The organism is Lyngbya sp. CCY1209 (genome assembly GCF_055795065.1).
Genome location: NZ_JAYFER010000197.1, coordinates 1 through 11,452 on the forward strand (window position 1 = coordinate 1; position 11,452 = coordinate 11,452).

14 protein-coding genes are annotated in these 11,452 nt (G+C 51.1%); 2 read left to right on the forward strand and 12 right to left on the reverse strand.

Translation table 11 applies throughout. The annotated features are described in order from the left end of the window. Window positions 1-152: 152 nt before the first annotated feature. Window positions 153-1,196, reverse strand: a complete 1,044-nt coding sequence (locus AC0QHF_RS03455; protein WP_473113543.1) for a chlorophyll a/b binding light-harvesting protein — start codon at window positions 1,194-1,196, stop codon at window positions 153-155. Between the two features lie 185 nt (window positions 1,197-1,381). Between AC0QHF_RS03455 and AC0QHF_RS03460 the strand changes: the two genes are divergently transcribed. Continuing rightward, window positions 1,382-1,576: a hypothetical protein gene (locus AC0QHF_RS03460; RefSeq protein ID WP_324702791.1), complete on the forward strand. Its 195-nt coding sequence runs from the start codon at window positions 1,382-1,384 to the stop codon at window positions 1,574-1,576. A 22-nt stretch (window positions 1,577-1,598) separates the two neighbouring features. Here the strand turns inward: AC0QHF_RS03460 and AC0QHF_RS03465 are convergent, their stop codons facing one another. The 3 genes from AC0QHF_RS03465 to cobA form a co-directional block, all read right to left on the reverse strand. Then, window positions 1,599-3,323 carry a PAS domain S-box protein gene (locus AC0QHF_RS03465; RefSeq protein WP_324702792.1) on the reverse strand — a complete coding sequence of 575 codons (1,725 nt, stop codon included), beginning with the start codon at window positions 3,321-3,323 and terminating at the stop codon, window positions 1,599-1,601. Window positions 3,324-3,739: 416 nt separating this feature from the next. After that, window positions 3,740-4,948, reverse strand: a complete 1,209-nt coding sequence (locus tag AC0QHF_RS03470; RefSeq protein ID WP_324702793.1) for a tetratricopeptide repeat-containing S1 family peptidase — start codon at window positions 4,946-4,948, stop codon at window positions 3,740-3,742. Between the two features lie 157 nt (window positions 4,949-5,105). Beyond that, window positions 5,106-6,635, reverse strand: coding sequence for a uroporphyrinogen-III C-methyltransferase (gene cobA / locus AC0QHF_RS03475; protein ID WP_324702794.1), 1,530 nt, complete (start codon window positions 6,633-6,635; stop codon window positions 5,106-5,108). Window positions 6,636-7,217: 582 nt separating this feature from the next. Here cobA and AC0QHF_RS03480 point away from each other — a divergent pair. Then, window positions 7,218-7,994 carry a hypothetical protein gene (locus AC0QHF_RS03480; protein WP_324702795.1) on the forward strand — a complete coding sequence of 259 codons (777 nt, stop codon included), beginning with the start codon at window positions 7,218-7,220 and terminating at the stop codon, window positions 7,992-7,994. 88 nt (window positions 7,995-8,082) lie between these two features. Here the strand turns inward: AC0QHF_RS03480 and AC0QHF_RS03485 are convergent, their stop codons facing one another. From AC0QHF_RS03485 to AC0QHF_RS03520, 8 genes are all read right to left on the reverse strand, one after another. Then, entirely contained in the window at window positions 8,083-8,370 is a 288-nt protein-coding gene (locus AC0QHF_RS03485; RefSeq protein ID WP_324702796.1) for an addiction module antidote protein, read from the reverse strand. A 26-nt stretch (window positions 8,371-8,396) separates the two neighbouring features. Beyond that, the gene (locus AC0QHF_RS03490; RefSeq protein WP_324702797.1) at window positions 8,397-8,744 is read right to left on the reverse strand and encodes a DUF5615 family PIN-like protein; all 348 of its coding nucleotides are present in this window, start codon (window positions 8,742-8,744) and stop codon (window positions 8,397-8,399) included. Further along, window positions 8,741-8,965: a DUF433 domain-containing protein gene (locus tag AC0QHF_RS03495; RefSeq protein WP_324702798.1), complete on the reverse strand. Its 225-nt coding sequence runs from the start codon at window positions 8,963-8,965 to the stop codon at window positions 8,741-8,743. Before AC0QHF_RS03495 ends, AC0QHF_RS03490 begins: the two co-directional genes overlap by 4 nt. Before the next feature lie 42 nt (window positions 8,966-9,007). Next, window positions 9,008-9,292, reverse strand: a complete 285-nt coding sequence (locus AC0QHF_RS03500) for a nucleotidyltransferase family protein (RefSeq protein WP_324702799.1) — start codon at window positions 9,290-9,292, stop codon at window positions 9,008-9,010. Window positions 9,293-9,369: 77 nt separating this feature from the next. Beyond that, complete coding sequence (locus AC0QHF_RS03505) at window positions 9,370-9,588, reverse strand: hypothetical protein (protein ID WP_324702800.1); 219 nt, start codon at window positions 9,586-9,588, stop codon at window positions 9,370-9,372. A 62-nt stretch (window positions 9,589-9,650) separates the two neighbouring features. Next, window positions 9,651-9,869: a type II toxin-antitoxin system HicB family antitoxin gene (locus AC0QHF_RS03510; protein WP_324702801.1), complete on the reverse strand. Its 219-nt coding sequence runs from the start codon at window positions 9,867-9,869 to the stop codon at window positions 9,651-9,653. A 19-nt stretch (window positions 9,870-9,888) separates the two neighbouring features. Next, complete coding sequence (locus tag AC0QHF_RS03515; RefSeq protein WP_324702802.1) at window positions 9,889-10,650, reverse strand: hypothetical protein; 762 nt, start codon at window positions 10,648-10,650, stop codon at window positions 9,889-9,891. After that, window positions 10,647-11,414, reverse strand: a complete 768-nt coding sequence (locus tag AC0QHF_RS03520) for a hypothetical protein (RefSeq protein WP_324702803.1) — start codon at window positions 11,412-11,414, stop codon at window positions 10,647-10,649. The genes AC0QHF_RS03515 and AC0QHF_RS03520 overlap by 4 nt, the downstream gene beginning before the upstream one ends. Window positions 11,415-11,452: the final 38 nt, after the last annotated feature.

Genomic DNA, 11,452 nt, shown 5'->3' on the forward strand with positions numbered 1-11,452 from the left:
TAAAGACAACCGTGGGGGCAACCTTATAGGGTTGCCGGTAAAGACAACCGTGGGGGCAACCTTATAGGGTTGCCGGTGAGGACAACCGTGGGGGCAACCTTATAGGGTTGCCGGTGAGGACAACCGTGGGGGCAACCTTATAGGGTTGCCGGTCATCCTTCCGCCACACTCTCGACGAAGCTGGGCTTCCGGTTCGCCACGATGTCGAAAAACGTGCCTCGGGTACTGCCCAGGGAAACGCTCAGGGAGCGATAGGCGTGCCAGAGGTGCCCCAGCAGGGCCAGGGAGCCGAGGGTGGCGTGGACGCTGGCCAGGGCGGTGCGGATGGATTCTTGGGTGCCGCCGACCGGGCCGTAGAAGGCGGTGGGATAGGCGACCTCGTTGACGGAGACGAAGACCGCGACGCTGAAACCCGCGATCGCCAGGGCGCCCAGGCTGTAGGATAGGTAAGCCTCGCCGGACCACACCAGCCGCGCTTTCGCCCAGGCGAAGGGTTCGGTGACGATGTGAAACAGGCCTCCGGCGACGCACAGCAGGCCCACCCAGACGTGCCCGCCGACGATATCTTCCACGTTGTCCACGGCGGCCATACCCGCGATCGCCCACCCGTGGGGGGTGATGCCGAACAGGTAGCCGAAAATCCGCCCCGGGTCGAGGTTGGGCTGCACCAGCCGCACCTGTTCCGCCAGGGGGTCGTAAATGCCGCCGAACCGGGTGGCTTTGAGCACCAGCAGCAGGGCGCCCGCCCCCAGGATCACCAGGTGGATGCCCAGGATGGTGGTCATCTTGCGGCCGTCTTGCCAGTCGTAGCCGAAGCCGTTTCGGTTCAGTTTGGCCGGCCCAAGTACGGCGTGGTAGAGTCCGCCCGCCCCCAGCACCGCCGAGCTGACCAGGTGCAGCATGGCGATCGCGTAATAGGGGTAGGTATCTACCACGACCCCGCCATCTCCGACCCCGATGCCGAGGCGGGCCAGGTTGGGCAGCAAAATGAGTCCCTGATCGTACATGGGCAAACCGGGATCGAACCGGGACAGCTCGAACAGGGTCATCGCCCCGGCCCACAGCACGATCAGCCCTGCGTGGGCGACGTGGGCTCCCAGCAAGCGTCCGGAGAGGTCCTTGAAGCGGATGTTCCCCGCCAGCAAGGGGGCGCCGGTTTCGGGAGTGGCCTCGGAAGACCAGCCGAGCGATCGCATCAGCGGAGTCCAAAAGAGTCCGTTCGTCATAACAGCTCCTTCCAGTCAGGCTGTAGAAAGTGCAACAAATATCTGGAACGGCCAGGGGGTTCCGAGGGCCAGCCTCGGAATTTGTTGACTTAGATTGTCATTAAGCTGATTGCAACACAATTCAGACTATTTTTCAACAAATTGATTGTTAAGTTATGTTAAGAACAGAGTCCGGCGCGACCCGACCGACGGCCGTCGCCGGGACAATGCAAGCCCTCAAACTTCCTCTGGTTATAGCTTTTACCCCGATTGGCGGACGGGGTGAAAGAATGCCGTTATTCGTTCAACTCAAGACTTTCAGTGGCGATCGCACCGAACTTAATGATATCTACTCTCAACTAATTCTCTGATAGGCGCCAGAGAGAGGCGGCATCAAACATTTCCCAAACATCGCCGGCGGTAAATGCGGGCGACTTTATCTTGGGGATTCTGCCGCAGACAGGCGTCAAACAGGGCGATCGCATCCCGAATTTCCCCCAAATAATAGTGCAGTAACGCCCGTTCAAATAGGGTTTTGGTCGCCTGTTTTCCCCGCCGCACTTTCGGCGGATCGGCGTCGAACACTTCAAACACGGACACCATTTTTAACTTCCCCTTCACCTGGACGCGATCGATGAGTCGGATGCCGTATTCGTGGAGGCGTTCGAGGCGGATAAACGTGTAGTGGGAAATGAGGAGAGAAACGCCGTAATTTTTGGTCAACCCTTCCAAGCGGGACGCCAAATTCACCGCATCTCCGATCACCGTCCCGTCCATCCGAGATTTGCCCCCCACGGTTCCAAGCATCAGTTGTCCGGTGTTGATGCCGATGCCGATTTCGATAGGGGGGCGATCGGGCCGCTGGCGGGTTTTGTTGTATTCTGCGAGGAGTTGCAGCACCCGAATTCCGGCCCTCACGGCATCGTCCGCACTGTGGCTGAATAACGCCATAATCTCGTCCCCGATGTACTTGTCGATGAAGCCGCGATATTCCGCGATCGCCGGTTCGACGTGGGATAAATAGGCGTTGATAAACTTGAAATTATCCTCCGGGTTCATCTGTTCTGAGAGGGTCGTAAAATCGCGGATATCCGCAAATAAAACGGACATTTCCCGCTCGACATTATCCCCGAGTTGAACGTCAACAATGCTATCTTTGCCGAGATATTGCAAAAACTGGTGGGGGACGAAGCGAAAAAACGACTGATTCAGTTCAAATAATTCCGAGGTGAACCGTTCCAGTTCCGCCTCCGCCCGCTTCCGTTCCGTGATATCTTCTACAAATCCTTGATAATAAAGAATATTGCCCTTCTCATCATCAACCACCCGGGCGCTTTCCGAGATCCAAATCGGGCGGCCGTCCCGGTGATAAACCTGGGATTCAAACCGGGAAACTTCGCCGCGATCGCGCAAAATTTCGAGCAATTCATCCCAGCGATTAGGGGAAATATACAATTGCTTTTTGACATCCGTTATCGAGGTCATCAAATCCCCGGGGGAATCGTAGCCGTAAATTCCCGCCAGGGTGGGATTCGCACTCAAAAACTTACCCTCAATCGAAATTTGAAAAATCCCCTCCAACGCATTTTCAAAAATGCTGCGATATTTCCGTTCTGCCCGTCCCAAAGATTCGATCAATTCCCCTTGGTCTTGCGTCAACAATTCCAAAGCGCGATTCATCTCTTGCAATTGCCGGTTTTGGTCGGCGAGTTGCTTTTGTTGGTAGAAACTATTGATCGCCTCCGTCACCGTCAACGTCAAATCCTCATTTTCCCAAGGTTTAGAAATGTAGCGATAGAGTTTTGCGTATTTTATCGCATTAAAAATCCCCTCAACATCCGCCTGACCCGTCAGCATGATATTGAGAGTATTTGGAGAGAGGTGATGGATGGTTTTCAGAACTTCATCTCCCCGCAACTTCGGCATCTGATAATCCGAAATGACGACCGCCAGTTCTTTCCCCGATTCGAGCAATTTCTGCGCCGATGCGATCGCTTCTTCCCCGCTTCCGGCCAACTCGACTTGATATTTTGTCCCGAACGATCTCCGAAGCAGCCGCTTCAGAGTCTCCAAAATCATCGGTTCATCATCGACACAGAGAATTACGGGTTTGCTCATTCATTCGGAAAGGGTAGACGCTTTCACCAGTGACTTGAAGACGGTGCAACCAATCTCTGCCGGTCGTTATGGCGCTACGCGCAAGTCAAAAGTCAAAAGTCAAAAGTCAAAAGCTGATGGCAAGGGCTTTTCAGCTTTGTCCAATGTCCCAATCAAGATGCGTAGTGCCATATCTTGCCAATTATCAAGCCATGAATTGTAGATCCCCTGTTCGGTCCGATCCCCCGTCAAATTGAGGAGATGTTTTGGACTGATTCACCGCCACCGTATCCATTACGGATCGAACTGAGATTTCCAAACCCAGTATAATTCATGGAAGAGAGGCGATCCGCGCCGCGTCCCGTCGAACCGCCCAAAAGAAAAGCCGGGAACGAAATCACCGTCCCCGGTTCCCGTCCTTCCCGCTTCTCCCGGGTTCAAGACTCGGGTCCGATCTCCTCGAGTTCCCGGATGCGATCGCGCGAATCCTGATAAGAATCCTCCCGCCCCAATTGTTCATACAGTTCCGCCGCCTTGCGAAAGTCGGCCAGGGCCGCGTCAAAATTGTCCCGGCGGATGTAAGCCAACCCGCGATTGTAGTACGCATCGGCGTAACCCGGATTCAATTCGATCGCCCGGGTGTAGTCCTCGATGGGATTCGGGCCGCGAGTCGGTTCGTCCACCACCAGCAGCGTCCGAGCCAACCCCAAATTAAAATAAGCCTCCGGCGAATCGGGATTCAACTCCAGGGAGCGGTTAAAATCCGCGATCGCCTCCCACGCATAGCCCCGGTCCAGTAGCGTCAACCCCCGAAAGTAAAACGCCCGGGCGTCCTGGGGGTCGTCCAAAGAAACGGGACTCGCCTCCGCCGGATCGGCGTCGGTGTCCATATTCAAATCCGCCGCGCTCAACTCCGTCGCCGTCAGCCGTTCGACAAACAAATTGATCGGGACCGCCGCATTGAACCCCGTCTTGATGGGAGTGACGTCCCCGGAACTGGTTTGGGCGAATCCGAACTCACCCTGGCCGTGCAGCCCCACCACCCGGCCTTCGGAGTCAAAAACGGGCCCCCCACTCATCCCGCTCCACGTCACCGCCTGATACCGCAAATTGTAGCCCTCCGGGCGATTTCTGGGCCGGCTCGTCACCAGTCCCGGCGACAGTTCCGGCTCGCGATCGGCCCCCGTCAGGCCCCCGGTGGCCGGATAAGCATAGACGTAAATCTGCACCCCGATCGCCACCCGTTCGGAATCCCCCAAAATGGCGGTGGGATAGTCCCGGGGACTCTCGAACTCCACCACAGCCAAGTCCGGGTCCTCCGCCGCCGTCTGGAGGCGAGTGACGCGGGTGGCTGGGTAACTTTCCCCGTCATGGGTACGGACGTGGTAAGCGACCTCGGGTTCTTCCACCACATGGTTGACCGTCAACACCGTATAAATATTATCTTTTTTAGCAATAATCACCCCCGAACCATCTCCGAGGGGGCTGTTAATTTGTACCGCGATCGGCGCGGCAATTTCGGCCACCTCCTGGGCGGTTTTAGCCGCCGCCGGCATCTGAGCACTGACGACAACGGCCGTAACAGCCGCCATCCCCGTCAAAATGGGGGCGAGGGAGTCAAAGCGAGAAAAACCCAAGTTGAGCATGGTTCCATCCCTGTTGAGTTGCGATCGAGGCTGCGGGATTAGGGAGTGGGGAGTGGGGAGTAGGGAGTAGGGGCTCCGCTTCCATTTCCCATTTCCTGGGTGCAGCAATATATCTATTTTCCGACGTGAGCCGGGAAAATTTGTTCGGATCGGACAGTTACAATTCATTTTTAACCCAGGCTACGATCGCCTCGGTGAGTCCCTCCAGGGTATATTCCCGGGCTTCCACGTCCACCCGGCCCAGCAACTCCCGGCAGGTTTCCGAGGTTTGGGGTCCGATGGAAGCGATCGCCCCAGCCGCCATCAGATCGTTCAAAGACTCACCCGCAGCCCCTTCCAGAAGTTTACAAAAATTCCGCACCGTCTTGGAACTGGCGAAAGTGACAATATCAATTTGTCCGTTTTGGATGGCATCCCAAGCCTCCGGCGCGATCGCCTCGGGACAACCGGACTCGTAAGCCGGCACCTCCACCACCGTCGCCCCCGCCGCCGTCAACTCCTGCACCAACACCTCTCGCCCCCCGCTTTCCACCCGGGGAAACAGCATCCGCCGTCCGGCGACGGGTTCGGGGAAATGTTCCACCAGGGAATCGGCCACGAAATCCGGGGGGATAAAATCCGGTTGCAGGCCCCACTCCCGCAGGCTGGCGGCGGTTTTTTTGCCCACCACGGCAATTTTCGTCCCGGCGAGGGCGCGACTGTCCTTTCCGGCGGCCATCAGCCGTTCAAAAAAGTAAGACACCCCGTTGGCCGAAGTCAGCAGCAGCCAGTCGAAATCGAAATCGGCGATCGCGCGATCGAGGGGTTCCCAGGTGGAGGGCTCGCGGATCACCAGCGTCGGCATTTCCACCACCTTCGCCCCCTGTCGTTCCAGGAGGGTGCGGAATTGGCCGGAGGAAGATTGCGATCGCGTCACTAAAACCGTCTGGCCCAACAGGGGTGCGATCGGTTGGGAATCGCCCTGGGGGGTGAGGTAGGATCGCAGTTCCACCACATCCCCCACGACAATCACGCTGGGGGATAAAGATTCTTCCCATGTCTGGTCTAAAATATCGTCCAACGTCCCGATCCAGACCTGCTGGTTGGGCCGTCCGCCGCGCCGGATAATGGCAACGGGAGTTTGGGGCGATCGGCCGTGGTGTTTGAGTTGGCGGACAACCGCCTCCAAATTTCGCGACCCCATCATCAAAACCAGGGTGTCGAGTTCCGCCAGACTCGCCCAATTCAGGGCGTCCGGGTCGTGGGCCGTCATCACCGCAAAACAGCGGCTCATCACCGGATCCGTGAGGGGAATTCCCGCCAGCAGGGGTGCGGCTAACGCCGAAGAAATCCCCGGGACGACTTCAAACTCGCACTCAGCCGCGATCAGGGCTTGAATTTCTGCACTCGTGCGTCCGAAAATGAACGGATCGCCCCCTTTGAGCCGCAGCACTTGCCGTCCCTTTCGGCAATGTTCGACCAACAAATGATTGATTTTATCTTGGGGCGTGCTCGGCTGTCCCCCCCGCTTTCCGACGTGCAGTTTCAAACAGTCGGGCGGCAGCAGCGGCAAAATGGATTCATCGACCAACGCATCGTAAACCAGCACGTCGGCATTCATGAGCAAGTGATAGGCTTTGACGCTCAAATAGGCGATATTTCCTAAGCCCGCCCCCACCAAATAAACTTTTCCCGTCGGTTTGGTCATGCTCTCCCGCAGTTGTCGTTTACCCTACAATTCTAGATACGGGAAGATTACCATAAAAAGAGGAAATGGGGAATGGGTTGAAAAATCAAAAGTCAAAATTCAAAAGTCAAAAGCATTGAATTTTCATGGATTAAGGGGATCGAAAAAAGAATCATTCTTTTTGTTTTTCGGTTTCCCGGGGAAGGATTTGGACTCGATTCTTTTGTCGGAGTGTAAAGTGATGAATTGTATGGCGATCGACAGAACGGTTGGGACAGATCGGCTAATTTTAGACCCACCTTGAAATGAATTTCAAGGCTGATAGCAAAAGTCTATTTAAGTGGACTCGTTCGGAGTAATCGTGTCCCAACCCCCTTGTCAGTTGCCATACTATATTTTTTTGAATTCAAATCGCCGATCGGTCAATTTTTAAACCGTCACAAACTCGGATGCGATCGCCATTAGTTTTGCCGGTCGAATCTGGATTGTCATCGTTTGCGTTTGTCGGGTTTATGCCATCTCACGGACTGTCACAGCGATCGCCCTCGGGGTGCGATCGCCTTCCGATAATGGGGGCAATTCCGAATTGAGGAAAAATCGGTTATGAAATCGCCCATAAATTTCGCCTATTTTACCGCCGGACTGGTTCTAATTTTACTGCTCACCTTTTCAATTCTCCAGTGGCTGCACATTCCCTCCGGCAACTTTTTAGATTGGATTATCGGGGGGGTAACGTTCTGGTGGCTGCTGTTAATTGTGACGGTTCCCTGGAACGTCCACTTTGATGCCAAAGAAGTGATGGCGGAGGCGGAGGAGTCCGACAAAAAAGGTATCCGAATTGACGACAAACAGCGGCAATATGTGAGCCAATTAGCCCGCCGTTCTCTGTGGGTTGCGATCGCCCTCCACCTCCTGTCCGCGATCGGTTTGTACGGGTTATCAATGGCGGGAATAACCGTCGTCGGCTACGTCGGTTCGGCGGCGGCATTGTTGCTGACCATTTTACGTCCGGCTTTGCGCGGTTATCAATATTTAGTCGCCCGCCTGTCGATGGTTCGCCGCGAATTTTCTTATCCCCGGGAAGACGTTGTGGAGTTGCGAGGACGGGTAAAAAAGCTCGAAGCGGCGGTCAAATTAATCGAACAAAGTATCGACCGGGACAATCCCAGTTCTTGGGCATCTCAACAGGAGAAAAAAGCCGCTTTCATCCAAAATGAACTCACCCGCCTATCGGCCGATATCCAAACCCTGAAAGCCGACAATAAATCGGAACACGATCGCCTGAGTCGAACCGCCGAAAACGCGATCGCCCAGATGCGAGAAGACGGACAAGTGCTCAACCACGTTCGCGAGATCGTCCGATTTTTCAAAGAAGCCTGACAGTCGGGTGCGTTCCCTCAAATCACATGACTTTATCAACCGATTGATGAATGGGAACGCACCTTTTTTAAAGTTTATATAATGTGAGCTAAATCATCACAACTTGTAAACGCAAACCCAGTGTTTGTAAAAGCTTAATAACTGTCGCCAAATCCGGATCTTCTTTAGCCGATAAAACTTTGTCAATAATTGCGCGATCGTGTCCTGTTTCCCGGGCAATCTGTATCATCCCTTGCGATCGGACAATATCCTTAAGTGCCGCAACTAGCACCGCCGGATCGCCATCTTCAAGGGCAGCTTCCAGATAGGAAGCGATGTCTTCTTTCGTTTCCAGATGCTCCGCCGCATCCCAAGGGTAAGTTTCAATTTTTTTCATGATCTATTCAGATAGTAGTATGACATTCAGCCATCGCCGAAATTGCTGATTTCCACCAATGCTTCGCCAGCTTCCAAAAGTTCTAGTGCTCTGGGCAATGTCTGGCTCAGAATTTCGCGTAACCGAGCATTGGAGGTATTGCCACAAGTCAACCAAATAATTTGTGGTGGTGAACCCAGTCGCTCCACCAAATCCACGAAGTCACTATCTTTGGTCATGACAATAACTTCCAGTGCTTTTGCAGTCTCAAAAATTTCAGGATCTTCAGCATCTCTTAGTCCCAGATCTCGTAATGCTACTGCTTCAACTCCAAATGTGTCTGTAATCCAGTTTGCGATTGCGGGGGAGAGGTGTGCATCTACCCAAATCGTCATGGCACTAAGACCGGATGATTGAGTTTCCGGGAGGCATACAAAAGAGATGCCTTTAAATCATCTGCTTCGAGATCGGGCATTTCTTCTAAAATTTCTCCGGCACTCAAACCCGCCGCAAACAGATCCAATACATCCGATACCCGAATTCTCATCCCTCGGATGCAGGGGCGACCCCCGCACTGTTTGGGGTTAACTGTGATTCTGTTAAAAAGATCGGACATGAGCCAACTCCACTAATCTAGAAGTTATTATCCGTTACAATATTACTCCATTGTCAAAATGCGATCGCCAATGCGCGGCTTCAACCCGGACTTATGCACCAAGTCCACCTTGACCCCCAAATTATCGCTGAGATAATTCTCTAAATTGATGAACTTCAACAAGCTGGGTGTCTCGGAAAATTCGACCAACACATCTACATCGCTCGTTTCCGTCTGCTCTTGTCTGACATAAGAGCCGAAAATCCCCAATTCCCGAACGTGATAACGTTCCTGCAAAACCGACCGATGCAGCACCAGCCATTGCTGGATTTCCTCCAAAGTTTTCATACTCCCCGTTTCCCCAAATTCAATAGGTTTTGGCAAATCAGCAAACAATTGGCGAAATTGGGCAGTAGTCCGTGACTTCACAACGTCTCCGGGTCGAGTTCTTCGGTTTCACCGGCATGATATTCAGCCATCGCTGAAGCTGCGAGTTTTGCAAGAATATCTGGAGAACGGGAGAATGCTTCATCCCAGTGCCGTTCGTCCTCAATTTCGTCTAAGATCATTGAAGCGATCGCGTTTTGCTCCGTTTCCGGCAAAGTTTTCAATCTGGCAATTGCACGTTCAAGTAACTCAGTCATCGCTACCTCTACTCCAACCGTTACAGTATTACTCTACCCATTATCGCCGATTCATTGATTTCTCAAACAACCTGAAGTGTCTTGGGTTCGGGGATCGTCTCCCCTTCTGCCTGCCAAGCTTCCAGGTACATTTCAATCACTTCTTCACCGTTACGAATGGCTTCTTCACGGGTTTTTCCGTGCGTACAAGGCATGACGACGCGATCGGCAAACTCTGGAACTGTGACCAGGAAAAGCCGATCTTCATCAGACCATTGAATCATCATGCTATAGCGATTCATAAATCTTCACTTCTTATTATTATTGAGGGAAAACTTCTGCATATCTCTCAGCCCAGTAAACAGAATAATTATTCTCCAAACAATGAAGGTACATTTCGTCAAAGTTATGAATTTTATTTTTCGTCAAATCCTTGTGTATGTGCTTAAAAATTATCACTCCATTGTCAACATTAAGTGCTCGAAAAGGGTTAGTTACCACACTATCAATGTGAGCAAAATCCACCTCTTCTGTAGAACTAAAAGTCTCTCCAGTAAACTCACAACTGGAGATACCATATTTGTCAATACGTTCTTTCTTTAAGTATGGGCGATAGTTGGAAATCTCTTGTAGAAAAACATCCTTCACATCTCGGACTTCGGAGTTGTTAACTATCTTTGTATATATCCTTTCTGCAATCTGTAGGTACTGTTTTGTTTTTCCTGATTTGACGCTTTTCCTTACCTCAATCAGTTGTATTAAAGTCGGACCTGATATATGTTCGTAACCATCTATATTCAGAATTTCAGATTTGCTAATTAGACCAGGTATGCCTTGATATACTAAAGATTGTTCAGCACCTGAATTACCAGTTCTTAGGATTTCAGCTAACCCTTGTATCCTTATATATGGAATTCCACTAACACATATTTGTGTGTTTGCATAAAAAGCATTAACAATTCCCATTATATGCTCTTTAGAAAGCTTTTTTTCTGTCATTTTCAAAGCAATCTCAAGTTCATTTATTTCGACCAGTTTCTCCAATGGATAGTGTCGAATGGAAGGCAAATTTCTGTTGTTCATGCTTGCTTTGTCAAACGTTTATAGATGAGATTAATTTTTTTAGATATCTCGTCGTTATTTAGAGAAGACTCATTACTGATATTCTTGTCGGGATGGAAGTAGCCCATCATTTTATCTCGCCACTTCTTAGCCTTGTCTTTATTGACATAGTGCAATTGTGTTAGCTCTATTTCTTTTTCAAGATCTCTCTCTTCATGATATTTGAGGAGACAAAATGCCAATCTATGCTTATCAGAAATAAAAAATTGATCTGCTTCTTTGGGTTCAAAACTTGAAATATTTCGGTTTTGTGCGATTACGTTTTCCTGAGATGACATTAAATTTTTAATTTTTTGCCCATCTACAAAAGGAATTAACAATTCAATTAAAAACACCAATTCTTTCTTCAAAGAATCTCCGATGTTGATGTCAGTCGCAAGGTCAATATTGGTTTTCCGGAATTTCAGAAAATCTCTAAAGTTTTTGTCATTTGTATTAGAGTCCAAGTCACGAGCCAAATTGTTTCTAAGATTATTCAAATTTTCTATAGCAGACCAGTCACTTTCTTGTATCTTTGTAGAAAGAGGAATCAAAGCTCTAGCTATAAACAACTTTTGCTGAAATCCAAGATCAGCACCTTTCAAGTGGTCTGGCTGTTGAACTGCATGAGAAATCATCTGCTCTAAAAGCCATTCGATCAGTAGATGCCCTTTGAGGACTACTAATGTAGGATTTGGTTCTGTGGAAAGCCATTGCTCAAAGAATTCCGAGTAATTTTCCGTCATGTTTACCAATGAATATAAGTTACTGGTTGGGCGGACGA